Raw genomic sequence first — 26,530 nt, 5'->3', positions numbered from 1 at the left:
GTCAGAGCGCCATCGCGGGCAACACGAGCACACCGACGAGGACGACTGGCCCGACCACGACCATGGTGAGGCCGTATCTGGTCAGCAATGCGGTCATGCGGGGCCGTGCTTCGGGATCGACGGTGGTCGCGACCAGCGCCGCACCCACCGTCGAGAAGGGGGAAATGTCCACAATGGAGGAACAGAGGGCCAGCGCGCAGATCAGCGCCCAGCCCGGCAGATCCCCGTGCTGAACAAGGGGGATGGCGAGCGGGACCAGGGCCGCGAGGATGCCGGTCGTGGAGGCGAAGGCCGACACCAGGCCGCTTACCGCGCAGATCACGAGTGCGGCGAAGATCGGCGCGCTCGGACCGGAGGCGAGGTCGCCGAGGAGGTCGATGGCGCCGATCTTCTGCAGGACACCGACGTAGGTGATGATTCCGCCCACCAGCAGCACGGTCGACCAGTCGATCTCCTTGAGCGCCGTCCTGCCGCTCTCAGGGTCGATCAGCGCGAGGACCGCGCCGAACCCGAAGGCGAGCACGCCGACATCGGGCCGGCTGTCCCGCACCGCGAGCACGACGACCACGGCGAGCAGGCCCAGCACGGCGAAGGCGGTGATGACGTGGATTGTCCGCAGCGGCGCGATCCTGCCCGGGTCACCGGTCTCGGCCATGTCGATGGCCTCGTTGCCGTCCGAGGGCAGGGGGCGCCGTTTGCCTCGGACGGCGAACATCAGGTAGGCCGCCCCGAGCAGGAGCAGGTTCACGCCGATCGCGACGGCGAACAGGACCAGCGGGTCGAGTTCGATACCTGCCGAATCGGCGGTGCCCCAGGTGACGATGCCGAACAGGGAAGTCGGAGCGAACCCGCCGGCCGACAACCCCGTGCCGATCGCGAGCGCCATCAACATCGGGTCGATCCCGCGCCGGTGTGCCACCGACATGCCGATCGGGGCCATCACCAAGCCGCCGAGCGGGGAACCCATCGCCGAGATCAGCCCGGTGAGGACGAAGAAGGCCACGGGCAGCGCTCCGGTCCGGCCTCGGGCGAAGACCAGTGCCCGGTCGACGAGTTGTTCGATCGTGCCGTTGGACTTGGCGATCCCGAAGAAGAACGTCACCCCGACCAGCAGAATCAGGATGTCGATGGGATAGCCGCCGACGATGTCGTCGAGTGGCACACCTGCGAGCAGCCCCATCGCCGCGGCGGCGGCGAACATCGCGATGCCGATATGCGTGCGGCGGATCTCGGCGATCACGAACACGGCCGCGAATATCGTCAACGCCACGATCTGCACGGTCATGTGCGCACCTCCGTTGGTGTACCACCACCCGATCGGTCCACTGTGTGGCACAATGGTGCGCTATGTGGACCGCTGGCGGCTACCGTAGGACGGACACGCAAGGAGGGTCAAGCGGATGACGACGAACAGCGTTCTCTCGGCGATCAAAGTGCTGGAGGCGGTGGGCGAGTCGCAGCCCGTCGGCCTGTCCGAACTGGCTCGCACCGTCGGACTCCCGAAGAGCACGGTGCAGCGGACTCTGCGGACGCTCGAGGAGGTCGGGTGGTGCCGCACCGACGACGCCGCCCGCTGGCAGCTGACGTATCGGGCGTTCGCGGTCGGGAACCAGGCGCGTGACGCCGGGGGGCTGCGGGAACGCGCGTTGCCGATCCTGCACGAGCTTCAGCTCGGCACCGGAGAGACCATCCACCTGGCCGCTGCCGATGGCCGGGAACTGGTGCTTCTCGAGCGGCTCGACACCGCACATCCCCTGCGCGCGTTCCTGCCGCTGGGCTATCGCATCCCGCTCAACGCCTCCGCCACTGGGCAGGCGTATCTGGCGGCATGCACCGACCTCGAGGTCGACGCCTACCTCAAGGGTGGCGCCCTGGAAGAACGTACCCGGCGCACCATCGTCGATCCGGACGCGCTGCGTGTCCGGCTGGCGGAAATTCGGGCCCGTGGCTGGTCGCTCAACCAGGAAGGCCTCAGTGACGGCATCGTCGCCGTCGGCGCGGCGATCCTGGACGCGGACGGCCACCCGATCGGTGCCGTGTCCGTGTCCGGCCCGACCGTGCGGATGACCGAGGCGGTGTTCGACGAACACGGCCACGCCGTCGCGGAGGCGGCACACCGGATCACCCAGGGACTCGGCGCGGCCCTGTGATCCGCGGCGGGGGCATCAGCGACGTGCTTCGGAACGGAGGTCACCGCTTCGCCGTCTCAGAGGTCGGACAGGAGGACTTCCCGTCCGGATCACGTTGCGGCGGTTCACGGACAAGTCGCCTCAGCGTCAGGTGGCTTGGTCAGCCGCAGGCCGCCAAGGGGTCAATCGGTTTCCGGAGGCTGGTCTCCTTCGACGGCCGTCGGGCAACCGTATTTGCAGTCCGAGCGTGCCGAGGGTGTGCCCAGGAAGGGACAGGAACGTCACGCTGCCGCCGCCGAAGATGTCGTGGTCGTAGCCACGGGGGACCTCGAGCCAGTCGATCCGGCAGGTCTTGTTTCCGGAACATGGCGGCGTCGAGGTGCGTGGTGTGCGTGCGTAGCGGAGTTCGTCGGCGCCGATGAAGCCTTGCGCGCCGGGGAACAGGTCGAGGCCGCCGGTGTAGTCGAAGTGCAGGTGTGAGAAACCCGGCACACTCCAAAGATCTGGAGCGACCGGGTTGTTACTCTGCGGTGCGGGAGATTTCCCGTGCAAGTGTGTCCGAGGGGGGACGTGATCACGAATCCTTGGCAGATCTCCCAATTTCTGGGAGGTCATGCGCGGAGTTTAGCGGACCTCGACCGCGCGCGGGATCCACTGGCATCGGACAAGCTGTTTTGCCTACTGTAGCGGGCGAAACCGATTGGCTGTACTTCCAGCACTATCTTGATATGGCGCAGTAGATCGTGGCTTCCGTGTGGCCGGATGCGTGTCCGTAAGTCGGGCGGTTCCGTTCACGGGCACATTGCGAACCGCGACTGGAAGTCAGACGATTCTGACGCCTTGCTGAGGTATAGCGAAGCGATGCGCAGTCTGCTGATGTGAAGCTCAGTCTTTTGCTCCTGCCGGTACCAGCAGTCAACGATGTCGTACCGGTTGGCGGCCGTCCCGTAACACTTCGAGCCGTTCTGCGGCTTGTTGAGACGTTCGGCCGATTCGAGGGTGGTAGTGCGCGATCAAGCCTGAAATTCGGCTGGATGCGCATCGACCTTCTGTCACCCGCATGCTTCACAGGTGGTAACACCAGTCTCAGGATTTGCCCATAGACACGTCACGTGTCGTATTGAGAGGCGAATAGTGCCACCTGCCTCACTCGAGCGGCGGTCGTTTCCCGACGCGAGTGAACGCCACGATCGATGTGGGGAGGTATCCGTGGCAAAAGGTCGTCGTCGCAAGACTCCGTTCAGGGCTTGGGGAGTGGTTCTCGCGGCCCTGTCGTACTATTTCTATTCGGAACGGCTGTGGCAGCCTTTGTTTTTCGCAGTCGCGGCCTTGCTGCTTTACTTGACCGTAGTTCGCCTGACCCGTTGCAGAGTCGAGACGGTCAAGCACCGGCCGTGCCGCTGGCTTGTTCGGGGCATCGTCGGCACGTGCGACTTCCACGTCGGCTACAAGCGCGGGCTTCCTGTTCTTGTCCGGGGTAGAGGTTTTCTCGGGCTTCCGACCTTGATGTGGCCGCGTGACACCTTCGATCGTGGTGCCTTGCCAGAGCGGCAGCCAAGCTCGGCTGTCCGCGGTGCGGCCGCCATGTCTTCGAGGGCGGACAGGCCGGGTTACGACTGGGCGATGATGTCCATCGCTGGGGTGAGCATGTTCGTAGCGATCGCGGCGTTCATCAGAGACCTGATCGCCGGCTGAAGTCCTCGGCGAATCAGGATTGTCGCTGGGGCTCGTCCACGAGATGTAGTGCGTGGTGGAGCTGGATCAGGCTGCATGGACACGCCAAGTCGCCTTCAGTTAGGCGAACGCTCGACGGTTGCTTGATGAATGTCGGGCGGAGCTGTTAGTGCAGCCAGAGCGTCTCCGATGATCGGGACGGTTGATCAAGGGGGAGCACGACGTTGGGTGAGACGCAGTGCGCACATTTCTGGGCATCACCGACAACAAGAGGAACCCAGGAAGATCTGCCTGGCGTTACGTCGTGACTAGGCGAAAGGAAATGGACAAGGTCCAGTAATCACCTTCGAGGAAGCGGAGGCCGGGGCTGACCAAGAAGATGACACGGTTCGGCCTTGCGGCCTCATACTGGACCGGCATGTCCTGGGAGCAACCGTATGGCGAGCACGGTTCCGTCCGGGTGGACCGACACCGGGCCACCCCATGAGCGGTCCCAGGAATCGCTGGGCCAGGCGGAGCGGTGCTCGTAGACCTCGCGGCGGTACTGCGTCACTCGTCCGTGAGCCAGGAGATCGAATAGTGCGGCCTCTACGCCAGAGAAGGCTTCCACGCGGGTCCCGTTCAGCCGGAAGACGTGGTCGGTCCCGACGAAGCGATTGCCGAGGAGATTGTGGTTCGCGTCCTGCACGCTACCGATGGCCGCGTGCGTAAATCCGATGAAGTGCTTCCGTCCTTGGCGCTCGGTCAGGTACTGGGCGGTCGCTTCGCCGTTGCCGGCGAAGGCTGTCAGTCCGGCCGCCGCCGTTCGTGCGAGCACGTGCCCGAACCACTCGTATTGATCCGGTGTGACGTGGAAGCCGGGGATCGAAGTGCGGGCCTCGTCACCGTTGGAAGGCAGGTGGATTTGGGGGAAATGGTTGGCGTCGCTCAGCTTGGCATCCAGGCCGCTACCCTCGGCGTTGGGACTGGCCAGCCAGCCGCCGCTTCCCTTGGCGCAGAGGGCGTGCACGGTGACGTGGCCGTCCAGGGGCAGTTCAGTGCTGAAGATCAGGCAGGGAGTCTCGTTCCACGGTCCGACGTGCACCGCCTCTACATGAGCGGATGCAGACGCGAGTTGGGCGTGGGAGTGTGCGGCGTTGCTGTGGTTGCCCTTACAAGCGATCGGCAGTACTAGCGAAGGCGCTCCCGGCTTCCACAGCTCGGCGAAGAACTGCGGGCGGTACCGGTAGTTCTGTCGTAGTCCTTTGTCTCTGCTGGTCAAGGCCCAACCTGCGCGTAGCGCCGTGTCCGCGGGCACGATGGAGACGACGCGATCCGGATGTCGCTGCGCCAGGACTCGTCTGGCTAGTGCCAGGGCGAAACCGACACCGAGCTCGCTCGACTGGTTGGCCTTGTAGTAGTCCGCCGTCTCCTTGCCCTCAGCGGACAGCTTCAGGAACGAACCGGTGTCGCCGGTCAGCGCCTGGCTGTATTTCAGCGCGCCCCAGTGCTCGGCGAGTCCGCGCGCGGCGCCTCGTCTCGACAGTGCGATGGCCCGGCCGAGTACATGCAGCACGTTCCACGGCGTCAGCTGAGAGGAATTGTCTCCCCACGCGCGTATCGGATGGAGTTCGGGCTTTCGCCGCAGGATCTCGTCCTCGTCCTTAACGCTGTTCTCCTCAGCCCGCTTCTTTACGCGCCTCTCGTCGTCGTCGGCTGCCGCAGCGGCCACGGCGCCCACCAAACTGTAATCCGAATGGAGGGAGACGTTCGAGCGTTGCGCGAGATCTGTCAGCACGTGCTCCGCGGGCTTCAGCATCATTCCCCTTATGCGCCCTCTACGTCGACCTGATCGCACTACCGCGTGATCAACACCGACGCACAACAATACGTTCTCGATCACGGGCGCGGTTCCGGGGTCTGTCAAACGAACGGTGTAACTCGGGTTGAAGGAAACTACTTGCGTCCGGCGGCGAGGCGGCCGTCGAAGGCGATCTCGAAGGCGTTCAAGGCGGGTTTCCAGCGCATGGTCCAGCGTTTGCGGCCGGTGCCGGTCGGGTCCAGGCTCATGATCGCCATGTAGACGCACTTGAGCGCAGCCTGCTCGTTCGGGAAGTGGCCACGGGCTTTGACGGCACGGCGGATGCGGGCGTTGACGCTCTCGATGGCGTTGGTGGAGCAGATCACCCGGCGGATCTCCGGATCGAACGCCAGGAACGGCACGAACTCGGCCCAGGCGTTGTCCCACAACCGCACGATGGCCGGATAGCGGGCGCCCCACGCGTCGGCGAACTCGGCGAACCGTTCCCGCGCGGCGGCCTCGGTCGGCGCGGTGTAGACCGGCTTGAGGGCCTTGGCGATCGCGTCCCAGTGCTGACGGCCGGCATAGCGGAAACTGTTGCGCAGCAAGTGAACAACGCAGGTTTGGGTGATTGTCTGTGGCCAGACGGTGGTGATCGCGTCCGGCAACCCGGTCAGGCCGTCACAGACGACCATGAGCACGTCGGCCACGCCGCGGTTCTTCAGTTCGGTGAGCACATGCAGCCAGTACTTGGCGCCCTCGCCCCCATCGCCGGCCCACAAGCCAAGGATGTCCCGGCGGCCCTCGCAGGTCACCGCCAACGCGACGTAGATCGGCCGGTTGGCGACTTGCCCGTCGCGAATCTTCACGTGGATCGCGTCGATGAAGATCACCGGATAGACCGTGTCCAGGGGCCGGTTCTGCCACTCGACCATGCCCTCAATGACCTTGTCGGTGATGGTGGAAATGGTCTGCCGCGACACCTCGGCACCGTAAACCTCGGCCAGGTGCGCGGCGATCTCACCGGTCGTCAATCCCTTGGCAGCCAAGGAGATCACCATCTCGTCCACGCCACCAAGGCGCTTCTGCCGCTTCGCGACGATCTTGGGCTCGAAGCTGGCGTCCCGATCCCGCGGCACGTCGATCTCGACCGGGCCGACATCAGTCAGCACGGTCTTCGAGCGGGCGCCGTTGCGCGAGTTACCGGTCCCACGACCGGCCGGGTCGTGCTTGTCATAGCCGAGGTGATCGGTGATCTCGCCCTCGAGCGCGGACTCCAGCAGCCGCTTGGTCAGCTGCTGCAGCACCCCGCCCTCACCGGTCAGCTTCAACCCACCAGCCTTGGCACGGCTCACCAGCTGCTCAACGAGCTGGTCATCCAGACCATCCAAACCGGTCTCGGGCTTCGAGTCCTCAGCGTTCTCCACGCCGGACATCATCTCGGTCATCAGGTGCACTTCCATGATCGGGAGTTACACCGAACGTTTTACAGTCCCGTCCTAACAGAATGATCTCGAGTGTGGTTTGATGCTGTGTCTCGTTGAGCGTCTGTGAGGGGTGGGCTGGGTGGGGCAGCGGCGTCCGTGGGAGGTCGATGACGGTCTGTGGGAGCGGATTGAGCCGTTGTTGCCGCGGGTGGAGCGCAGGTTTCGGCATCCGGGGCGTAAGCGGTTGGATGATCGTAAGGCGTTGTGCGGGATCATGTTTGTGCTCTATACGGCGATTCCGTGGGAGTTTTTGCCGCAGGAGCTGGGTTATGGGTCGGGTATGACGTGCTGGCGCCGGTTGCGGGACTGGACCGAGGCCGGGGTGTGGCAGCAGTTGCACGAGCTGCTGCTGGCGGAGCTGCACGCGGCGAATCAGCTGGATTGGTCACGGGCGGCGGTCGATGGGTCGCATGTGCGGGCGTTAAAAGGGGGCCGAAAACCGGCCCCAGCCCGGTCGATCGAGCCCGCACCGGGTCGAAGCACCATGTGATCACCGACGGAACCGGGATCCCGCTGGCGGCGACCCTGACCGGCGGGAACCGGCATGATGTCACCCAGCTGATGCCGTTGATTGAGGCGGTCCCGCCGGTGCGGGGCCGTCGTGGACGGCCCCGCAGACGGCCACGACGGATCTACGCCGACCGCGCCTACGACCACGACAAATACCGTCGCCTGGTCCGCGCCGCGGGAATCACCCCGGTCATCGCCCGCCGCGGCGAGGAGCACGGCTCCGGCCTCGGCGTGCACCGGTGGGTCGTCGAAGGCGCGTTCGCCCTGCTGCACTGGTTCCGCCGCCTGCGCATCCGCTGGGAGGTCCGCGACGACCTCCACGAAGCCTTCCTCACCCTCGGCTGCGTCATCATCTGCTGGCGCCGACTCAAAGCCCACTCAATCTGTTAGGACCCCTTAGTGCGTGCCGTGGATGACGTCGAGTGCGGCGCGGAGTTCGTCGGGTAGGGGGTCGGCGGCGGTGATACTGTGGTCGCCGGCCTGGATCGTGATCGTCCGGTAGCGGCGGGCGGTGGTGACGAACCGTTTGATGCTCCAGCCGGTGGTGTTCTCGATCCAGCGGGACACGGCCAGGGCGGCGAACACGATGGTCAGGTGCGCTTCGATCGATTCGCGGGTGTGGTGGTAGATCGGCCGGGCGGCCAGGTCGGTCTTGGACATTCGGAAGGACTTCTCGACCTGTAACAGTCGGCTGTAGGCGCCGATGACCTGCTCGGGGCCGGGGTTGGGCAGGTTGGTGACGTAGCCCTTGATCCCGGCCAGGGCCCGGTTCTTGACCTCCAAGGCCCGGTTCACGCTCTTGACCGCGCCGGTCAGGCGCGCACGTACCGATTCCGCTTGACCGCTGTCCGGCCTGCGACCGCGTTTTCGGCCTTGGTGATCTGCTGGTCGATTCCGCGCAGGGTGCGGCGGGCCCGGTCAGCCCGGTACTGGAAGTAGATCGTGTGGTCGCGGCGGTTGTCGCCGGGGCCGGCCAGCGTGCTCGCGGACCCGTTGGTAGTGCAGCTCGAGTGGGCCGAGCGGGGCGGCTCGCGCTCCTACTACGAGGCCGAGCACGCCGAGTACCTCAGCGACACCGCGCGCCGGGACGCCGGCATCCCGTTCCAGCTCGACTACGCGCCCGACGAGCTCCACAAGGCGAACATCAGCGGCGACGCGCCCTACGGCATCGACCTGCCCGGCCCCGGAATCGACGGGAAGGTGGGGCCCGCGATCTGGTTCGTCGACGATCTCAACACTGCGTTCGCGGCCGGCGGCTTTCCCGGTGCGCTGTGGGACGAGGGCTACCAGGAGCCGCCCGCCGGATTGCGTGAGTCGCTCGCCGCGGGGCTGCTGCGGCTCTGAGGCCGCCAGACGGCTGGCCGGCCAGACCCAGTTGACTCATTCGGTTAGTGCGTGAAAACAGCCCCACCTGCGGGCATCACCGCAGGTGAACGCGACGCGGGCCTCACGAGCGCGGCACCGTGAGCCAACTCAGGTTCCAGCAGCTCCTGCCAGCTTGCCTCGGCCTGAACCGCCTGCCGGTTTCACGACCCTACCGGGCGAAGAGTGGAGCTTGTCGGACACAAAAGCCGCGTCATCCGTCGGAGGTCGAGGCATCGTTCGGAGGCCAGAGGCAGCGGCATTCCCTCCTATCGATCGGTGATCTCGGTACGTGCCGCCGCCCTGGCCGGACCTCGCTCTGACCCGTCCCCACCGCACGCGTTCCTCTCCAGCGAGTGACCATGGGTCTTCAACCAGCCAGGAAGGCGGGGAGCTCCGGGAGTGACCTGCCGAAGAGGTCTCGTGGGAGCCACTCGGACTCTGCGGCGTACGCCGCCGTCCACAGCTCCCGTTGGTCGGCCACATCATCGCGCAGTGCGACAACGACCGTTTCGCGAACGGTGTGTGCGCTGATCAGGCGTCGTAGGCCGCATCCGGTTGCCGAGCGAGTCGTCTGGGTCTCGGCCGTCGGATCTGTTGCGCCGAGCGCTACGGCAGGGCCAGACGAAAGGACGACACCGGCCAGGTGGCTGGCGCCGGCCAGGTCTTCTCGGAGGTTCGTCGCAACTCGGTCTACGCGCTCGGTCCAATCCAGCGTGGCGAACTCCGTGAACTGGAAGAAGCCGTCAAGCGCGTCGACGCGCAACCAGACCGGCAACGGCCCGTCACTTTGACGGGCCTTGGCTTGGAGAGCTCTGCCGAGGCGATGCCAGCCGTCTCGAGTTGCCGCGGCACCGACAAACGTGCGCTCAGGCGTCGGCGAGCCAGCTCGGCGGACTTCGGCTCGCCCCATCGGCGCCTCAACACGCTGGACTTCGTGCTCGCTGCTGACCGCCGCTGCTTCGATGGCAGCGAGCCACGTGGCGGTCTCGGTGTCGTCCCGGTGGTCGAACAGCTCCACCGCGATTCGTACGTTGTGGCGAAGTTCGAGTTGGGTCACCGCTTGCCAGACGTTGTGTTCGTACTCCTCCCATGACTGGTCGACGTCGGCGCGAGCAAGGGAGGTGGTTTCGACGAGGAAGGGCGAGCCTTCTGACGGGGCGATCATGAGGTCGGCCTTGTTACGGCTGCCACTGATTTCGGGCTCGAAGGTGATGGCCGTCCCGGAGCTTCGGAGGGCTCGGTGGACTTCGAGTTGTAGGAGGGCGTGTCGCCAGTCAGCGCTGGTCACGCCCCGCTTGAGGCCCCGCAGCACCGTCGCGAAGGTCGGCTCATTGGCTGCGGCCTCGAACTGCAGCACCAGTTCCAGGAAGCGTGGAAGAGCCGCGGCATGGAACGCGAACAGGTTGAACTCGGCAGGCCACCAGCCCTTGCGCTCGAACTGTCGGCTTGGCCACGCCTTTCCTAATATCCGTTCGGCCTGGTCAATGGCGTGACCCAGAGCTGCGATGCCCGCCGCGCTGAACCGCTCGGCGACTAGCCTCCGGCGGAGGTCATCCCAACTGGGCGCATCCCGACTCATGCTGAAAGGTTCGCATTTCCAGGTAGTTTCGTCCTCTGATTTTTAATGGCCGTCAGAGGTCGGTACCACCTTGTACCAGGCAAGTTCGTGGCCGGGCTCATCCGCAAACCAAGCCCAGGTTCCAGAGGCGATGTCTTTCAAACGCTTCTTGGCGGCAGCATGGTTGCGAGAGAGAAATGCCGTCAGAAAGGAGCAACGCTCGGCTTTGATGTTTTGTTGGGCTGCCCAGGCGAGTAGTGCCCTGCGCCGTTCCTCGGACACGGGACCATCAGACGCGACGGCTTCAATGATCCAGAAGTGAACCGGATCTGCGCCGATGTCGGCGATGACGGCGTCGGGCAGGACATTGGCGAGATCGATGTTGATGCCGAGCGCGCGCAGCGTCCGCTCATCGCCAATGTGGACCTTGTCGCCGGGCTCGGAGATCGTAAGGACGACAGGTTGCACGAGCCGAGTTGGTGCCCAGGTTTCGATGACGCCCTTGATGATCTTCGAGGAGCGACCTGGCTCTAGTGTTCGGGTTGTGTTGTTCGGCAGAGTGACTGTTACTGCGTGCGCGGCCGTCTCGGTGTCAAGCGCGTGAATCGCTCGCAGCCGCGTGCCGGGGTCCAGGTGTTTCTCGCGCCACTCATCCGCCGCTTGTTCGAAGTCTTCGTCAGTAAGACTGGGGTTGAATAAGTCAGCAAAGTCATTCAGCAGTGCCCATCGAGGCTTACTGCTGGACGTGGGAAGCCCAGGGCGCATCCGGAGTGCGCCATGTTCGCGCCACTTGCGGAACGTTTCATCGCGCAGCGTCTCGCGTGAGTTGTCCTTATATTTGGGCTGGAAGGGCACGCCCCAGTGAGTGTGGAGGTCCTCGACCTGCTTACTGCCCTTCGCAGCAGCGGTACGCCAGACGAGTCGGTCGGCGTCAGAGGTGCGCGACAGCGCTTCGCTTGACATCCACATGACCGTGGACGGCCGGGCCCACTCGACAATGTCAGGGTCGTCGCTCGAACTACAGATCGCATCTACATGGATGAAGGCGGCAACTGCCATGCCTGCGAGAGGTGAGGACAGCACAGAGTCGAAGGCGGCCCTGGGAAAGATCACCTGAAGTCGGCGCTCGGCTTCATCGGGGCTAATGGGCTCGCGCACGTCAGCTCCCCTCGGGTCGATAGGCAGCAGCGATGGCTGCTTCGAGCGCGGTACCTTCCAAGTCGTTCCACGTGCGAACTATGTTCGGGCGCGGGAGGGGGATCGATTCCAACTCATAGGCACTAAGGGCGACGGAGCCTGAGATGCTGCGCACCACCTGGTCCATTGTCTTCGTTGCTAGCACGCGGGTAAGGGCCTCAGGGGTGAGTACGGGATCGGGCACGGTAGGGCGGAGGACATTGACGTGGTTCTCAACCGTCACTCGACCGTGGCGAGCTTCCAATGCTTCTGTGCTCAGGTACGCAGCAACGAGCCTGCGTGACTGTTCGGGAGCGGTCGTGCGTTGCACTAGCACGGCTGGCTGGTCCAACACCATGACCTTCGGATCAGAGGCGGCGGTAAGAGCCAGGTAACGCATCGAATCGCGAGCCGGGTCGCGGTGCAGTTCGCCGCCGTCAAGGTCAGCTGCCCAAATAACGTGGGAGCGAGTGGCACCCCACGTCGCGTGAAGATCGTTGGTTCGGCGGTTCCACACAAGAGGGCCGGTTGAGGCTCGCCAACCTAGCGACGCGAGAGAGTCCGTCATCGCAGACGCGGCGGCAGCGATCGGGGCGTCATCCGAGCGGCGAGGCAGGACCCAAGGATCGCGGGTCTTTTGTATCTTCACCGTTGCGATGGTGGTTTCTGTGCTACCCATGCTGGTAATGCGCGTCTTTTGCCTCTTTCGCCTCTCAAAGGTGGCAAGGCACGTCTCTTGTAGTACAGAAGTGAAGACGCCGCTGCGGTCTTCGACGAAAGTCACCGCACTCATGGCGGCATTCCGTCCGAGGTGAGCCCGCAGATTGGAGAAATATCGACCGCTGGTGAAGCTGGTCGGTACCAGAGCTGCCAGCACCCCCTTGGCGTCGAGCGATTCGACTGCCGCAGCCATGAAGAGGCCATAGAGGTTAGCGTGCCCGTACAGGACATGGGCATACCGTTCGCGTTCCGTTGTTGACAGGCGAACGCGTCCATAGGGCGGATTCATCACGACTACACGAGCTTCCTGCTCAGGAACCTCGAGGCCATCGCCTACCTGGGTCAGCGCCGGCAAGAGTTTCCGACGACCCTCGGGAACTCTCGCGAGTGTTGGCAGCATCTCGGCCGCAAGCACGACGTTCGCTACCCAGATGGCGGCAGGGTCGGTGTCGACACCGCTGATCAGGCTCGGCAACCCAGCGAGAGTCAGCGCCGGGTCCACGTCGAAGGAAGCGTGTAGGTGCTCACGCAGCGGAGGGAGTAGTAGGGCACCCGCTCCGCAGGCGGGGTCGCGAACCAGACCAGGGAGAGCCTGATTGGCTGGCGGAAGGTCAAGAGACTTGCGGGCCATGTTCCATAGGTGGGACGCCAGCTCTGGTGGCGTGTAGTGACGGCCGTGACGAGCTCTGGTGGCGGAGGTTAGAGCCTCTACATACGCGGCCCCGACCTGCTCTGGAGTCAGTGACCCCCACGAATCGCCCAACGGAGGATCAAGTGGTACCTCGACCGGGGGGCTCGCATCCACGGCCTCCTCAACGTCCAGCCAGCGGCCTGTCAGTCCGGCAGCGGATGCTTGAGCCTTCCACCAGGCAGGGATGGCTGCCAGTACCGCTGTAGCCGTGGGCGTCAGTTCAGCCGGTCCGCCCTCGGCTACCTTGCCGCGGGAACCGCGTGATCCGAGCGGACGGACAGCGGAGGCGTTTTCCACGGCTTCCGACACTGCCGCTGCGACAAGCAGGTCGGGCATGAGGGCAGACTCCTTCGACGATCGGGACCCGGCGAAGCTTATCCAGTTCGGCCAGTGGAAGCTGTCATTGGGGCTACGACGCGCTGAGATCAACACCCACCAGCGCAGCGACTGCGGGTGCTCGCGCAGAGGGGCTGTCAACGGTTGCTCCATTTGGAGCATGTCCGCGCGATCATGGCAGGCGGTACGAGCTGCGCCTAGGATCTCCCTGTGACTGGCGCGTACCTCGTGGTGATCAGCGACGCTGCGGCGCTAGCGTGGGTGCTCGGCGAGCGACGCATGGCCTTTCCTGAAGCTCGTCGTCGTCAGGTGGACGCCCTCTCAGCGGGCGACGAGGTGCTCATCTATACCGCACGTGGATGTTTTAACAACCCAACCCGCGACCGAGGCAGGATCATCGGGTACGCGAAGGCCACCACCTCTGCGCTTGACCTCGACGAGCCGGTAACAATCGGTCACAGGACCTTCACACTGGGCTGCAGTTTGCGGGTAGTTGGTGTGGCTCCCCTGAGAACAGGTGTAGAACTTGCCCCGCTTGTGCATCGCCTGGATGCCTTCCCAGATCCAGCGAGTTGGAGTGCACGACTTCGTCGGCCACCCCTGAGCCTGTCCGAGGCTGACGTCGCCTCGATTCGCGAGCAACTGGATCCGCTTATCGAACCTCTCAGCAACCACCTAGCCGACTATCTGACGCAAGCCAAACTGTCGATCACTTAGCGCGTCTCGGCGAGTGCCTCCGGCTCCTTCTACGCACGTAGGGCTTCGCAAACCGATGGATCGATGGCTCTAGAAGAGCAGCAAGGTGCTATCGCGACGCTGTGCCGAGACCGCCGCCTCGGCGCCATGCCGAAGCGACTCGGATAGATCCGCTGCGCCGCCGCGGGGTATTTCGACGAGAAGCTGACCTTCAGCGCCAACCGTGCGGGTGAACATGGCCGTGACCAATGGCGTGCTCAGGTGGGGTGGCGCCCCACCAACGCCTCCCGAGCGCCTCGGTCCCGCTCTGGTTCAGATCGTCCTGCTGCTGGTCTAATCGCTGACACCAATGGACCGGGCCGACTTCGGGCAAAGCGGGCGAATCGCTACCCGTCGGCTTTCTGGAGTCGGCCAGGGTGCGCAGCGAGTCGGGCTCGTGATGACGAGCCGGGGCGGGAAACTGCAACGGTGATGGCGACGCAGGAGGCCACGCACGAATGGGGCGCGCCGGTTGATGTCGACGTACCGTCGCTGTCTCGAGTTCTTCGCTCGGGTGGCGGAGATACTGCCCGACGGCCCCGCCCAGACGCTGTACGTGGGTGACCACAGGGACAACGACGTGGTGGCTGCGAAGGCGGCAGGGTTCAAGACCGCGTTAATCAAGTGCGGCCCGTGGGGCTACCTATGGGCCGATGATCCACTGGTGCGCCGCGACGAGGACTGGGTCATCGACTCTTGGTTGGACCTGCCGGACTTGCTCCGCCCACAGCCCGACGCCGCCCGGCGCAGGTTCCCACCAGCGGGCGAAGTGTGAGTACCCGGCGAAGAACCGCGGGACGGCGCTACGTGGGAAAGGGGCCTTTGTCGCGAACGCGGGCAAGAGCCGCAATCATGCGCTCCAGACCCCATCGCGCATCAACGATCGCGGGAACGCGAAAGTACTCATCCCAAGATTCGATGGTGCGGAGCAAGTCATCGTGGTCTTCTTCGGGAGCGAATACAACGACGATGTCCTGTGGCGCGAACCCGAAGTGCCCCACGTGTCGCCATTCCCGTTCCCACCAGAACTCCTTTCGCACCCCACTGGGCGTCCCCATCTGCTCCATGAAGGGCGTCAGCCGCAAGATTGGAGATGCGAGGAGTTCGTCGGTCGCAGGCCCCGGCGCCCCAGGTGGCGTGGCGTCGGTGACAGCTTTCTGCACGAGTTCGTTGACGGGCGTGGTCAGCCAGTCGTGCCCTGGAGTAATGTCGAGATACCAGACAGGGTTCGTGCCACGCTTCCGCGTGAACGTCCTCGTGAACGCGAGGCCGTACCCGTTGAACCTGATCTGGCGATTGTCGATGTCCTGGCACATCATCCACGCGTGTTCAAGCGGGGTTTCGGTGAAACACACTGTCCGCTGCGAATCGGCGACATCAGGATTCGTCTCTGCCAGACGTTTTGCCATTCCATAGACGGTTCGGGCCTCGATGGTCTGGCTATGCAGGATCGCTTCGAGATTGTCCCGCGCGGAAGCTTCTTCGCCGTCCCTGGTGAAGTGGACGACGAACGTCGACAGGTCGGAACGGCGATGGAGCAGTTCTTCGATGGCAACCACGTCGGCCACCTTGGCATAGCGCACCGCACGGTCGGCTCTCGCCCGGCAAGCGGTCGCTGGATCGTGATGCTCTTGGCCCGGCACACAGCCAAGGAAGAGCGTGACCCCAGTGACCGACCTCCGCCGGCGCGGGCCCAGGCAGCGAGGTCGACCAGTCCGGAGCTCGGAGCGCTGTGAATGCGCAGCAATGTCGAGAGGGACTGACGGACCTGGGGATGAGCGCGGGTGTGTTCGGGCGCGCTTGGCGGGCGGCCTGCAGGTTGTGTGGGGCGCGTGGGTCGAGATCGAACGCGGCTACCGGTTGGAGGCGATCGCGATGCAGCTGTGCGCCGACATCGCCGAGGTACGCGAGGGTGGCGGACTTCCCAGTCACATCCACATCCGCATCACCATGCTGCCCCAGCACCGACTGCTGGAGATCCGGGTCGAGGGCCTGTTGATCGAGACCGACCCAGACCGCACCACCAGCTGTGAGGTGATGAACACACTCTTCGAGCTGGCCAGCGACCACAACATCATCACCCTCGACGCTGTCTTGCCGCTGTTCACCCAGCGGATCGTGCTGGTCGACCCCTACGGCCAGCCTTCGCCGCCATGGTCGGTGGGGGCATGGGCGAATCCGAACCGTTCATGCCGCTGAACGTTCGGCGCGGACATGAGCGCGACTTCTAGGTTGACGACGCTGGTTTTACGTAAATATAGCCTTGATTATGTCTTCTGGTTGAAGTTGACGACCATCCTGTGAGCGGTGAGGCTAGTCGAAGGCGTGGATGATCGCTTCGATGATCGCGCGCACGCCCGTCCAGTCCATGCCATCCGGTCCCTTCAAACGGGCATCTCGTACCTTTTCGCGAAAGGCTTCCTGGACTCGCCTTTTGTCGGGGTCTAGCAGGGAGCCCTGGTATCGGTGCACCTTCGGCTTGTAACTCGTCCATTGAACGGGTACGAGCTCTCCGGCCTTGGTGAGCACGTCGACCCCGAGGTACATCTCCAGTGAACCCGCACTGCCGTTGACGTTCGCACGCACTGTCTCGGCAGAATATGGCCCCAAGGTCGGGTAGTCCTGCAACAGTTCGAGGTCGGGGTAGTGCACGATCCTGCACGTCGCTGGCAGGTCGGGGCTTGACTTCAAGTCCGCCAGCCCCTCATGGGCCGCCGCGTCGTTGTCCGCCAAAGCGATGAACCTGTTCGCCACGCTGGCTGCGACGAACGCTTTGGCGGTGTTGCGTAGAGCGCCGACTCCGCCCTCGGGGCGGCTCCGCTCGCCGAAGTCGAGAAAGTTGACCATGCCTATGAGATGGGGATGTGTTACTTCCAAAGCCAGTGACAACAGTTCGGAGTCCGTCGTTCCCTCGGTGAGAACGATAAGCGGGGCGTCGGCTGAGAGGTTCGCCCGCTGATCAGTGCGGGCCTGTGTGGCTATACGCTCTGCGGGGCCCAGTTCGACGCAACACCCGATGAGTTGGGAGAGGTCGAGAACGACCTCGGTACTGTCCGGCGTCATGTCGAGTAGAAGTCGAAGCAGTGCCCGAATGTCTAGGTGGAAGAAGATGTCGGACGGCTCCTGGATTTCGAGGTAGGAGCCCCACGCTGGGAGGTCGAAATCGTTCTTTGGTACATCGAGAAGCTTTCGGTACGTTTCGATTAGTTCGTCCGAATTAGGCGGAACTGGATCGCCGGAGTCCACCTCCTTGCGCCACTCATCGACGGCGCTGTCAAGTTCCCTTCTTGCGTGCATTGCCGTGAAACCGTGGAGTTGCAGGCGATCACGCATCTGGGCGGCTGTGGAGCGGTAACCGTACTCTTCATCCTCATGGCGCCGGTCGGCCTCGGTGAACAGCGCGACGAGGTCAGAGTCGTACCCGTCCCTGACCCAGAACACCTGAGCCCGGCCGATGTGAAGGGTTGAGTAGTGCCCCATGCCGCCACGATCCCACACTCATGTCGTTTTCCGCGCCCCTGGGCGAAGGCTCATGCAACGCCCACGTACTCGCGGAAATACACATCTTGGTTGTCGCGTCTAGACCGCCGCGATATACTTTCCGCGTCAACTTAATCAAGTTTCACCACGTGACGTCGTGGTTTCCGTGTGACGTGGTCGCTCGACAGATGCTGGCTGTCCGCCGTACTTGATCGCTGCACCCAAGCAGGCGTGACCGCTCTGAGGCAGAGGGCGCTTCGCCCGCAGTCAGCTGACCCGGCCCGCTGCATCTGGCGGCTTGGATGCCGGGCGACACGAGCAGCCCATTGGTTTCCGACCGGCAGCTGCTGGTGGCCCAATACTCCAACAGTGTGGTGCTGGATTCGCGGGCGCCTCGTGAGTGGGATCAGGCCAGACTGGCTGCGTGGGTGATCAGCGCGGCGTGAGCAACATGATCAGCGAGTCAGAGGCCGGATCGGCAGGGCAGACGGGCAGTATTGAGCAGGCAGGTGTTTCTGCCCCTGGGCATAGAGGTGCGCCAGTGCCGCGGCAGTTGCCTGCGCTGGACGATGGTTTGTTGAACGGCGCCAGTGCCCACGGAACGGTCGCCGTCCTCGACGGTACCGGCGGAGTAGGCAAGACCAGCCTGGTCACCTATTGGGCACATCGGTCCAAGATCAGTTCCGCGATGGAACGCTGTTCGTGAACTTGCGAGGTTACGGCCCGAGCGCGCCGTTGGATCCCCCCCCCGGTCGTGCTGGCCGGCCACGGGGAATTCCCACTGGCCGCAGAACAGCCAGGCGTCCCGATGGCGGCACGGAGCATCAGCTCTCTGTGCCGCGGAGGCGGCTGGAGCAAAGGGCAGGTACCGAGCGCACCGTAAAGACCGGAACATATGCCGACATGTCGAATCACTGGGGGAATTGCCCCTGCTCGGGCCAACACTCGTTGGACGACATCGGGCTAAGTGAGGGGGTGTGGTTCGTCGGTGAGAGCTGCCAACGCTGCGGCAACTTCGTTGATGCTGGCGCGGACGTAGGTTGTGGTGGTTCCGGCATCGCTGCCGTGGTCGCTATGTCCGGCATAGGCACGGGCCACGGCATACCCGAAGTTGCGCTCGACCCAGGTCAAGGTGGTGTGGCGCAGCCAGTGCGTGGAGATTTGCTGGGTCGCCACCCAGGGGAGGTGCTTGCCCAGCCGAGTCCAGAGGTGGTCGTAGCGACGGCTGGTGATCGGTTGCCCGTTGCGATAGCGCAGCAGTTGCCCGTCGCGTGGCGCGTGCCGGTCGTGCGCGTGTTGTTGCAGGTGCGCCATCAGCGTAGGTGAGACTGGCTGCCAGCGAACCGTCTCGCCCTTTTCCCGGAGGAAGATCAAGCACTGGGCTGGATCGAGATCCTGCGGCCGCAAGGCGAGCGCACCGCCACGGCGGCACGCGGTTTCGGTATGCAGCCGCAGCAGGAGGGTGTCGAGGGCTGGGTCGTTGCCGGTGGTGGCGGCGGTGTGGTTGATCTCGGCCAGCCTGTCGCCCGCGACCGCGCGGCGCGTGGACGGCAGTCGCGGGGGTTTGGCGACTTTACGGGCCGGGTTGTTTGCGGAGTCGATGAGTTCGTCGTCTTCGGCGTGCCGGTACACGCAGCGCAGGGCGGCGATGAGGTGTTCGCCCGCGCTGCGCCCACCGCGGGCGTTGCGGCGGGCGACGACGTTGGTCTTGATGTGCTCGACGAGGTGTTTGATCTGCGACGGTGTCGGCTCGTCCAGGCGACGGTGCCCCCAGTGTTCGAGGATCCGGTTCCAGTAGGAGGTGTAGACGCGGCGGGTGCCGTCAGAGACTGCGTCGGATACGACGGGGATGTATTCGGCGAAGGTCGGCAGCAGCGGCTGGGCGACCGGCTCGCTGATGAGGTCTTCGGCGGTGATACCCATCCGGGCCAACAGCAGCCTGGCGGCGTCAAGATCGGCAGCCCGGTCCGCCGACGCGCCCTGGTGATGTTCCGCGGTCATGCGGGATCACCACCCAGCAGCGTTGCGTGGCAGTCGGCGAGCAGCAGGTCGAGCACCATCGGTGGGTGCACCAGGAGCAGCTCGCGATCGGGGTAGGCGGCGAGCAGCACGCGATCGCCAGAGCCCAGTTCGCAGCAGTGCCGTACATGTGCGGGAAGGCGTAGATGTCCCTGGCTGGTCATGCCGAAAACGCCGGAGGGGTCGGTGCCGATCACCAGCGTTCCGTGGGTGACGCTGATGGCCAGCGGTGTCCCGGCTACCCAGCCCAGCGCGGCGAACACGGTGCGGTCGGCGACCCGCCCGCGGCAGTCCACGGCCGCCATTCCGTACACCGCGGTCTCGGTGCGCGGCGTGGGGACGGTGGGTAACGGCGGCGGCCGGTTCGACGCGGCCATCGGGCCACGCCCGCCCTGGGAACGCGTAGCCGGGAAAGCGACCGGGGCAATCACAGCGCCGGTCATGCCCACCACCGCCGCCACAGGCGTCGCGTGGTCCGGCAGAATGCCGGTTCAGGGTGTTGGAGTGCGTTGAAGCACCGATACATTAGACGTAGCAGTGATGCCACGAAAGTGTGTCCGAGGGGGGACTTGAACCCCCACGTCCGTTAAGGACACTAGCACCTCAAGCTAGCGCGTCTGCCATTCCGCCACTCGGACTTGCTGATGTGAGAAGAGTATACGTCGCCTCGGAGGCCTCAATCAGGGGGGTCCGTATCGTCACGCAGACCTACATTGAGACCATGATCGGTTACCCTCCGACAGCTTTCGTGCCTCTGGAGGGGTGGAAAATGCGGGTAAGTCCCCAGGTCGGAAGCCGGAAATGCGTAGCGTGACTGCTGGTTACAGAGGGTCGTGGGCGGTGGGGAATCAAACCCGGTCACGGAGCGCTTACATGTGCTGTGAAGAAGATTGGTTTCCTCTCGTTCGGCCACTGGTCGGCGAGTGCGCACTCCGAGACCCGGTCCGCGGCGGACTTCCTACATCAGTCGATCGACTTGGCGGTCGCGGCCGAGGAGCTCGGCGTGGACGGTGCCTACTTCCGTGTGCATCACTTCGCGCGGCAGGCGGGTAGTCCGTTTCCGTTGCTGTCGGCGATCGGCGCGCGGACCTCGAGGATCGAGATCGGGACGGGCGTGATCGACATGCGCTACGAGAACCCGATGTACATGGCCGAGGAGGCGGGTGCCGCCGACCTCATCTCGAGGGGCAGGCTCCAGCTCGGGGTCAGCCGGGGATCCCCGGAGCAGGTGATCGACGGGTGGCGGTACTTCGGTTACGGGCCCGCGGAGGGGGAGACCGCCGCGGACATGGCGCGGCAGCGCATCGAGGTCTTCCTCAAGCTGCTCGACGGCGAGGGGTTCGCGCAGCCGAATCCGCGGCCGATGTTCCCCAATCCGCCGGGGTTGCTGCGGCTCGAGCCGTACTCGGAGGGGTTGCGCGAGCGGATCTGGTGGGGTTCCAGCTCGAACGCGACGGCGGTGTGGGCGGCGGAGCAGGGGATGAACCTGCAGAGTTCCACGCTCAAGGACGACGAGACGGGTGAGCCGCTGCACGTTCAGCAGCGCAAGCAGATCGAGGCCTACCGCGAAGCCTGGAAGGAGGCCGGTCACGCGTGGGAGCCGCGGGTGTCGGTCAGCCGCAGTATCTTCGCGTTGACCAACGACCTGGACCGCGCGTACTTCGGCCGCGATCGGAACTCGCGCGACCAGGTGGGCATGATCGACGAGACGACCAGGGCGATTTTCGGGCGGTCGTATGCCGCGGAGCCGGATGAGCTGGTGCGGGCGCTCAAGGAGGACGAGGCGATCGAGGCCGCGGACACCTTGTTGCTGACCATCCCGAACCAGCTCGGTGTCGAGTACAACGCGCACGTGCTGGAGAGCATTCTCACGCATGTGGCGCCGGAGCTCGGCTGGCGCTGAGAATGCGCGATTCGGCGGATGGGCCGGGGCGCCTCGCTCGTTACGATCAGGGGATCCCCGGCCATCGGAGGGTCCCATGAGACTGCCCCGATTCCACTTCCTGTTCGGCCTCGCCTTGGTCTTCTGCCTGGCCCTGCCGCCGACGGCGCAAGCGAGCGCGCCGGCCCCGCTCGGCGGCGGGAGCGTGTTGCAGACCAGCGTCTCGTCCCGGTGCACGGCGGGATTCGCCGCCGTCTCCGGCAAGACCGGCTACCTGATCGCGAGTTCCTCCTGCGGCAAACCCGGCGACACCATCCGCAGCGCGGGCAGGGTGGTCGGGGTGGTCGTGGGCGCCCAGGTCCCGCCGACCGGCGCGATCGTCATCCGCGTGACCAACACGACCGACTGGCGGCTGGTGGGATCGATCCCGCCCACCGACAGCCGGGTGACGATCACCGGTTCGGGCGAAGCGCCGGTCGGCTCGTCGGTGTGCCGGTACGGCGCGACCACCGGCTGGCACTGCGGGATCATCCAGGCGAAGAACGTGTCGATCACCTTCCCCGAAGGAACGCTGACCGGCTTGACCCGCACTTCCGTATGCGCCGAGCCGGGTGACAACGGCGGGCCGTTCGTCAGCGGGACGCAGGCACAGGGAGTACTGGTCGGCGGCAGCGGGAACTGCTCCAGCGGAGGCACCACCTACTTCTTCCCGGTCAACCGCGTCCTGTCGGCCTACGGGCTGACGATCCTCACCGGAACCTAGAACGGCAGCGCCCTCGGATACGGGGGAGGGGAGTGCCACGCGAACGCCGGCGTGGTCGTGACCCGGGCTTCTCCGACGGCGTCGAAGATCGTCTGGTGTTCCGGCGCGAGCCCGGCGGCTTCGGCGTTCAGCGCGGTAGGCCCGCTCGACGGCCAGTGTCCGCGGTCCAGCCGCCGCTCCAGCGTGCGCAGGGCGGTGATCTCCTCGGACGCGGTGAACACACAGTGTCCGGCCCGGTTCACGAACAGCTGACGGAGATCGCCGCCCGGCCCGACCCGCTCGGCGTAGGCGCGTTCGTGCGCCGCCGGCGCGATGCCGTCCGCGACGGTGTGCGTGGTCAGCACCGGGAACGGCGTGCGTCCTAGTGGCAGTCCGAAGCGCGCCAGGTATCCGGCCGCGGCCGGATCGGGTGCGACTCGCGGCGCCTTCGCCAGCTTGTCGAGGTCGGCGCCGAGATCGAGGCCCGCTTCCGCGTAGGCGCGTTCCACCAGCGGCCGCTCGCCTGCCTTCGCCAGGATCCGCCGGTAGTCGACACCCACGTTCCAGCTCGGGTTGCCGCCCGCGCGCTGTTCCAACGCGACCCTGTCGACGCCGAACGCGCCGGCGCGGTAGAAACGATCCCATACGCCCTGCCAGAAAACCTGTTCCGCGACGTCCGGCGGACGGGGGCGGGTGGCGTCGAACCAGCCGGGGATCTCGGCCAGCGCGTTCGCCAGCGCGAGGCGGGCCTGGACTTGCGGGTTCGCGGTGGCGGCCTGCACCACGTTGGTGAACCGGCTCACGTTGGCCGCGGGGTCGGTGATCCGTACTAGTTCCAGTCGCGCGTCGAGCAGTGTGTTCAGCGCGTAGCCGAGATCGAGCCCGGAGTTCCAGTGCGCGGCCCCGCCGGCGAGGTTGCCGCAGAAGGTCATCAACCCGGCGAACCGGCGCGGGTTCCGCTCGGCGAGCAGGGTCGCGGTGATCGCCCCGATCGATTCGCCCGCCGCGATGGTCCGGCGCGGCGGGCCGACGGTGCGGGCGAACCAGTCGTGCAACCGGATCTGGTCGGTCAGCGCCTCCTCGATCGACCAGCCGCGCACGGTCCGGTACTGCGACGCGGCCAGCGCGTAGCCCTGCTCCAGCAGGTAAGACTCGGTCGTGGGCTGCGAGGTCAGCGCGATCCGCTCCGGCTCCGGATACGCCAGGGAGTACATCCCGTGACTCCACAGCATGAGCGTGCCGTTCCAGTTTTCCGGCACCAGCACCAGATAACGCGCGCCTTCGAGCTCGCCCTCGTACCTGGTGACGGGGGCATCCGCTGTGGCGCGGGGAACCATCAGCCCCAGAAAGATCGTTAACAGGGCCAGGAAAACGAGACCACGTCGGGCCATGAAGACCACCCCCCGGGACTCATCTTTCGCCGCACGGGGTGAAGTGTCGAGGTCCGCTCGGCCTAACTGAAGACGACCGACCGCAGGAGAAGTCTGTCCGAACCGCGGCCACCGAAGGGGCGGAGCGAAAAGTAGGAGTCGCTCTTGCATTCGTCGTCGAGGAAGACCACCGCCGTCGAGTCGGTGTTGTTGCGCGGACGGAACGCGTCGACGTCCCAGTCGGCTATTTCGGGGATTTCGATGCATTCGCCGCTGGGCGGGTCCACCAGGGTGCCGACCTGGAGCTCTTCGTGTTCGTCGTAGTAGCGATAGGTGAATTCACCTTCAGCAGCGGAGGCCGTCGCGGGGATCGTGAAACACAGGGCGACGGCACTGGCCATGGCGAGGAAAGCAGTACGTGTACGCATAGGACGACGTTAAGTCGATGATCAAGATTTCCGGTAGGTCTCACGGCCAGGTCCACTCGGGGGAGTGGACCGTACTCCCGCCGGTGATCGATAGTGAGGGGCATGTACACCGGTAACCCCGACGTCCCCGACGACGTGTTCGCGGCCGTCCTCGGCCAGATCGACGACTTCGTCCGCACCCGCGTGATGCCCCGTGAGCTGGAGATCATGAGCACGGACGCCATCCCGGCCGATCTGCGGGCGCAGGCGGCGGCGATGGGGTTGTTCGGGTACGCGATCCCGCAGGAGTGGGGTGGGCTCGGCCTCGATCTGGTGCAGGACGTCGAGGTGGCGATGACGCTCGGTTACACCTCCTTGGCGTTGCGGTCGATGTTCGGGACGAACAACGGGATCGCCGGACAGGTGCTGGTGGGATTCGGGACGGAGGAACAGCGGGCGCGGTGGCTGCCCGGGATCGCGTCGGGTGAGGTCGTCGCGTCGTTCGCGCTGACCGAGCCGGGCGCGGGATCGAATCCGGCCGGGCTGCGGACCAGTGCGAAGCCGGAGGGTGACGGCTGGATCATCGACGGCGGCAAGCAGTTCATCACCAACGCCACCGAGGCCGGTCTTTTCGTGGTTTTCGCGCGTATGGGCACGGGCATCGCGGTGTTCCTGGTGCCCGCGGACGCGCCAGGCATCACGGTCGGCGCGAAGGACGCGAAGATGGGGCAGGAAGGCTCGCGCACCGCGGACGTCACCTTCTCGCAGGTGCGTGTCGGGCCGGAAGCACTCGTCGGCGGGGACGGGGATGTCGGGTACAAGGCGGCGATGACGTCGTTGGCCCGCGGTCGGATCCACATGGCGGGGCTGGCGGTCGGAGCGGCGCAGCGGGCGCTCGACGAGTCGGTCTCGTACGCAGCGACGGCGACTCAGGGTGGCACGCCGATCGGGGATTTCCAGCTGGTGCAGGCGATGCTCGCGGATCAGCAGACCGGTGTGCTCGCCGGCCGGGCGCTCGCTCGGGAGGCCGCCCGGTTGTATGTGACGGGGGAGGACCGGCGGATCGCGCCGTCCGCGGCGAAGCTGTTCTGCACCGAGATGGCGGGCAAGGCCGCGGACCTGGCGGTGCAGGTTCACGGCGGAAGCGGCTATATGCGCGAGGTCCCGGTCGAGCGCATCTACCGGGACGTCCGGTTGATGCGGTTGTACGAGGGGACCAGTGAGATCCAGCGGCTGATCATCGGTGGTGGGCTGGTGCGGGCCGAGAAGAAGAAAGCATGACCCGGCCGCTCGAAGGGGTCACGGTCGTCGCCATCGAACAGGCTGTCGCCGCTCCGCTGGCCACCCGCAACCTCGCCGATCTCGGCGCGCGCGTGATCAAGGTCGAGCGTGTCGACGGCGGGGATTTCGCGCGTGCCTACGACCACGCCGTGCACGGCACCGGCGCGCATTTCGTGTGGCTGAACCGAGGCAAGGAATCGCTCGCCGTCGACCTCAAGACCGCCGAAGGCCGTGACGTCGTCCGGCGGCTGGTCGCGAAGGCCGACGTGTTCGTGCAGAACCTCGCTCCCGGTGCGGCCGAGCGGCTCGGTTTCGGTGATCTGCGGGCTGACCATCCCGAGCTGGTCGTGGTGAACCTGTCCGGATTCGGGGCGGGCGGGCCGATGGAGCGGCGCAAGGCCTACGACATGCTGGTCCAGGCCGAGGCCGGGCTCATCGCGATCACCGGCACCCCGGACGCTCCGGCGAAGACCGGGATCCCGACCGCGGACATCGCTTCCGGCATGTACTGCGCGCAGGCGGTGCTGGCGGCGTTGCTGCGCCGCTGGCGTACCGGCGAGGGCGCGACGATCGAGGTCTCGATGCTGGAGGCCACCGTCGAATGGATGGGATACGCGCTCAACACCCGGATGTACGCCGGAACCGAGCCGGAGCGGATGGGCCTGAGCCACAGTTCGATCGCGCCGTACGACGCCTTTCCCACCCGCGACGGCCAGATGCTGATCGGCGTCCAGAACGACACCGGCTGGCGCACCCTCGTCACCGACGTACTCGGCGCGCCCGAACTCGCCGACGACCCGCGCTTCACCACGAACGTGCGGCGCGTGGCCCACCGCGCGGAATGCGACGCCGCCGTCGCCGCCCGGACTTCGCAGTGGTCCAACAGCGAACTCGACGATCGGCTCGCCGCGGCCGGGGTACCCGCCGCGCAGCTCAAGGACGTCGGCCAGGTCGCCGATCATCCCCAGCTGCGGGCCCGTGATCGCTGGCGCAAGGTCGGCACCGAATTCGCCCGGATCGACGCGCTGCTGCCGCCGGTGACCTTCGACGATTTCGAGGCGTGCATGGGCGACGTCCCGGCGCTGGGGGAACACACTCGGGCCTTGCTCGTCGAGTCCGGAGTGGACGCTGACGAGTACCTTCGCCGCGGTATCGCGGGCTGAATTCAAATCGGCGCGACTGGAGGAA

25 protein-coding genes, 1 tRNA gene and 1 pseudogene are annotated in these 26,530 nt (G+C 65.5%); 12 read left to right on the top strand and 15 right to left on the bottom strand.

Translation table 11 applies throughout. The features are described from left to right. Position 1 precedes the first annotated feature (1 nt). Complete coding sequence (locus DMH03_RS25715) at positions 2-1,285, bottom strand: SLC13 family permease (protein ID WP_125794537.1); 1,284 nt, start codon at positions 1,283-1,285, stop codon at positions 2-4. Between the two features lie 115 nt (positions 1,286-1,400). Between DMH03_RS25715 and DMH03_RS25710 the strand changes: the two genes are divergently transcribed. Continuing rightward, positions 1,401-2,150 (top strand): IclR family transcriptional regulator, encoded by a 750-nt coding sequence (locus DMH03_RS25710; RefSeq protein WP_125794536.1) that lies wholly within the window; start codon positions 1,401-1,403, stop codon positions 2,148-2,150. Between the two features lie 126 nt (positions 2,151-2,276). On the opposite strand, the gene DMH03_RS25705 is transcribed toward DMH03_RS25710, so the two are convergent. Beyond that, a complete protein-coding gene (locus DMH03_RS25705) occupies positions 2,277-2,621 on the bottom strand; it encodes a hypothetical protein (protein WP_125794535.1) in 345 nt (114 codons plus the stop codon). Between the two features lie 717 nt (positions 2,622-3,338). On the opposite strand from DMH03_RS25705, the gene DMH03_RS25700 reads away from it, so the two are divergent. Further along, positions 3,339-3,824 carry a hypothetical protein gene (locus DMH03_RS25700; RefSeq protein WP_125794534.1) on the top strand — a complete coding sequence of 162 codons (486 nt, stop codon included), beginning with the start codon at positions 3,339-3,341 and terminating at the stop codon, positions 3,822-3,824. Positions 3,825-4,206: 382 nt separating this feature from the next. On the opposite strand, the gene DMH03_RS25695 is transcribed toward DMH03_RS25700, so the two are convergent. Next, on the bottom strand, positions 4,207-5,604 hold the full coding sequence (locus tag DMH03_RS25695) for a hypothetical protein (RefSeq protein ID WP_125794533.1): 1,398 nt from the start codon (positions 5,602-5,604) through the stop codon (positions 4,207-4,209). A 134-nt stretch (positions 5,605-5,738) separates the two neighbouring features. Next, entirely contained in the window at positions 5,739-7,019 is a 1,281-nt protein-coding gene (locus tag DMH03_RS25690; RefSeq protein WP_370310855.1) for an IS256 family transposase, read from the bottom strand. Positions 7,020-7,149: 130 nt separating this feature from the next. Between DMH03_RS25690 and DMH03_RS25685 the strand changes: the two genes are divergently transcribed. Further along, positions 7,150-7,970 (top strand): IS5 family transposase gene (locus DMH03_RS25685; protein WP_370310852.1). Its coding sequence is split into 2 segments (ribosomal slippage): positions 7,150-7,504 and positions 7,504-7,970, totalling 822 coding nucleotides; the frame shifts between segments, so codons are not numbered across the junction. A 6-nt stretch (positions 7,971-7,976) separates the two neighbouring features. On the opposite strand, the pseudogene DMH03_RS25680 reads toward DMH03_RS25685, so the two are convergent. Continuing rightward, a pseudogene (locus DMH03_RS25680) lies at positions 7,977-8,530 on the bottom strand (IS1634 family transposase); the annotation flags it as partial. Between the two features lie 49 nt (positions 8,531-8,579). Here DMH03_RS25680 and DMH03_RS25675 point away from each other — a divergent pair. Further along, a complete protein-coding gene (locus tag DMH03_RS25675) occupies positions 8,580-8,924 on the top strand; it encodes a hypothetical protein (protein ID WP_125794532.1) in 345 nt (114 codons plus the stop codon). Positions 8,925-9,312: 388 nt separating this feature from the next. On the opposite strand, the gene DMH03_RS25670 is transcribed toward DMH03_RS25675, so the two are convergent. The 3 genes from DMH03_RS25670 to DMH03_RS25660 are packed head-to-tail and all read right to left on the bottom strand — an operon-like array spanning position 9,313 to position 13,426. Further along, complete coding sequence (locus DMH03_RS25670) at positions 9,313-10,524, bottom strand: hypothetical protein (protein WP_125794531.1); 1,212 nt, start codon at positions 10,522-10,524, stop codon at positions 9,313-9,315. A gap of 42 nt (positions 10,525-10,566) precedes the next feature. After that, positions 10,567-11,661, bottom strand: coding sequence for a BsuBI/PstI family type II restriction endonuclease (locus DMH03_RS25665; protein WP_125794530.1), 1,095 nt, complete (start codon positions 11,659-11,661; stop codon positions 10,567-10,569). A 1-nt stretch (position 11,662) separates the two neighbouring features. Continuing rightward, entirely contained in the window at positions 11,663-13,426 is a 1,764-nt protein-coding gene (locus DMH03_RS25660) for an Eco57I restriction-modification methylase domain-containing protein (protein WP_158633120.1), read from the bottom strand. A gap of 210 nt (positions 13,427-13,636) precedes the next feature. Between DMH03_RS25660 and DMH03_RS25655 the strand changes: the two genes are divergently transcribed. Together DMH03_RS25655 and DMH03_RS25650 are read left to right on the top strand one after the other, a co-directional pair. After that, a complete protein-coding gene (locus DMH03_RS25655; protein WP_125794528.1) occupies positions 13,637-14,143 on the top strand; it encodes a hypothetical protein in 507 nt (168 codons plus the stop codon). Positions 14,144-14,636: 493 nt separating this feature from the next. Beyond that, positions 14,637-14,936 (top strand): HAD family hydrolase, encoded by a 300-nt coding sequence (locus DMH03_RS25650; protein WP_233611636.1) that lies wholly within the window; start codon positions 14,637-14,639, stop codon positions 14,934-14,936. A 28-nt stretch (positions 14,937-14,964) separates the two neighbouring features. Here DMH03_RS25650 and DMH03_RS25645 read toward each other — a convergent pair whose 3' ends face one another. Then, positions 14,965-15,720, bottom strand: coding sequence for an abortive infection system antitoxin AbiGi family protein (locus DMH03_RS25645; RefSeq protein WP_125794527.1), 756 nt, complete (start codon positions 15,718-15,720; stop codon positions 14,965-14,967). A 241-nt stretch (positions 15,721-15,961) separates the two neighbouring features. On the opposite strand from DMH03_RS25645, the gene DMH03_RS25640 reads away from it, so the two are divergent. Beyond that, positions 15,962-16,360, top strand: a complete 399-nt coding sequence (locus DMH03_RS25640; protein ID WP_233611635.1) for a hypothetical protein — start codon at positions 15,962-15,964, stop codon at positions 16,358-16,360. Positions 16,361-16,474: 114 nt separating this feature from the next. Here DMH03_RS25640 and DMH03_RS25635 read toward each other — a convergent pair whose 3' ends face one another. Next, the gene (locus DMH03_RS25635) at positions 16,475-17,641 is read right to left on the bottom strand and encodes a HEPN/Toprim-associated domain-containing protein (protein WP_125794526.1); all 1,167 of its coding nucleotides are present in this window, start codon (positions 17,639-17,641) and stop codon (positions 16,475-16,477) included. Positions 17,642-18,218: 577 nt separating this feature from the next. Here DMH03_RS25635 and DMH03_RS42890 point away from each other — a divergent pair. Beyond that, positions 18,219-18,347 (top strand): hypothetical protein, encoded by a 129-nt coding sequence (locus tag DMH03_RS42890; protein WP_255431253.1) that lies wholly within the window; start codon positions 18,219-18,221, stop codon positions 18,345-18,347. Between the two features lie 257 nt (positions 18,348-18,604). Here the strand turns inward: DMH03_RS42890 and DMH03_RS25630 are convergent, their stop codons facing one another. From DMH03_RS25630 to DMH03_RS25620, 3 genes are all read right to left on the bottom strand, one after another. Continuing rightward, a complete protein-coding gene (locus DMH03_RS25630; protein WP_125794525.1) occupies positions 18,605-19,642 on the bottom strand; it encodes a site-specific integrase in 1,038 nt (345 codons plus the stop codon). After that, positions 19,639-20,103: an AbrB/MazE/SpoVT family DNA-binding domain-containing protein gene (locus DMH03_RS25625; protein ID WP_233611634.1), complete on the bottom strand. Its 465-nt coding sequence runs from the start codon at positions 20,101-20,103 to the stop codon at positions 19,639-19,641. The genes DMH03_RS25630 and DMH03_RS25625 overlap by 4 nt, the downstream gene beginning before the upstream one ends. Positions 20,104-20,214: 111 nt before the next feature. After that, a tRNA-Leu gene (locus tag DMH03_RS25620) sits at positions 20,215-20,298 on the bottom strand. Positions 20,299-20,540: 242 nt separating this feature from the next. Here DMH03_RS25620 and DMH03_RS25615 point away from each other — a divergent pair. Further along, positions 20,541-21,563, top strand: coding sequence for an LLM class flavin-dependent oxidoreductase (locus tag DMH03_RS25615; protein ID WP_125794524.1), 1,023 nt, complete (start codon positions 20,541-20,543; stop codon positions 21,561-21,563). 76 nt (positions 21,564-21,639) lie between these two features. Next, positions 21,640-22,305: a S1 family peptidase gene (locus DMH03_RS25610; RefSeq protein ID WP_125794523.1), complete on the top strand. Its 666-nt coding sequence runs from the start codon at positions 21,640-21,642 to the stop codon at positions 22,303-22,305. Here DMH03_RS25610 and DMH03_RS25605 read toward each other — a convergent pair. Beyond that, positions 22,302-23,621, bottom strand: coding sequence for a S9 family peptidase (locus tag DMH03_RS25605; RefSeq protein ID WP_125794522.1), 1,320 nt, complete (start codon positions 23,619-23,621; stop codon positions 22,302-22,304). The two genes, DMH03_RS25610 and DMH03_RS25605, sit on opposite strands and share 4 nt — an antisense overlap. 116 nt (positions 23,622-23,737) lie before the next feature. Continuing rightward, positions 23,738-24,082: a hypothetical protein gene (locus DMH03_RS25600; protein ID WP_125794521.1), complete on the bottom strand. Its 345-nt coding sequence runs from the start codon at positions 24,080-24,082 to the stop codon at positions 23,738-23,740. Between the two features lie 102 nt (positions 24,083-24,184). On the opposite strand from DMH03_RS25600, the gene DMH03_RS25595 reads away from it, so the two are divergent. Both DMH03_RS25595 and DMH03_RS25590 read left to right on the top strand, forming a co-directional pair. After that, the gene (locus DMH03_RS25595; protein ID WP_125794520.1) at positions 24,185-25,342 is read left to right on the top strand and encodes an acyl-CoA dehydrogenase family protein; all 1,158 of its coding nucleotides are present in this window, start codon (positions 24,185-24,187) and stop codon (positions 25,340-25,342) included. Beyond that, entirely contained in the window at positions 25,339-26,505 is a 1,167-nt protein-coding gene (locus DMH03_RS25590) for a CaiB/BaiF CoA-transferase family protein (RefSeq protein ID WP_125794519.1), read from the top strand. The genes DMH03_RS25595 and DMH03_RS25590 overlap by 4 nt, the downstream gene beginning before the upstream one ends. Positions 26,506-26,530: the final 25 nt, after the last annotated feature.

This window comes from Amycolatopsis sp. WAC 01376, assembly GCF_003947415.1.
Classification (GTDB): Bacteria; Actinomycetota; Actinomycetes; order Mycobacteriales; family Pseudonocardiaceae; genus Amycolatopsis.
Note: the sequence above shows the minus strand (reverse complement) of the source record. Positions and strands in the feature narration are given on the sequence as shown.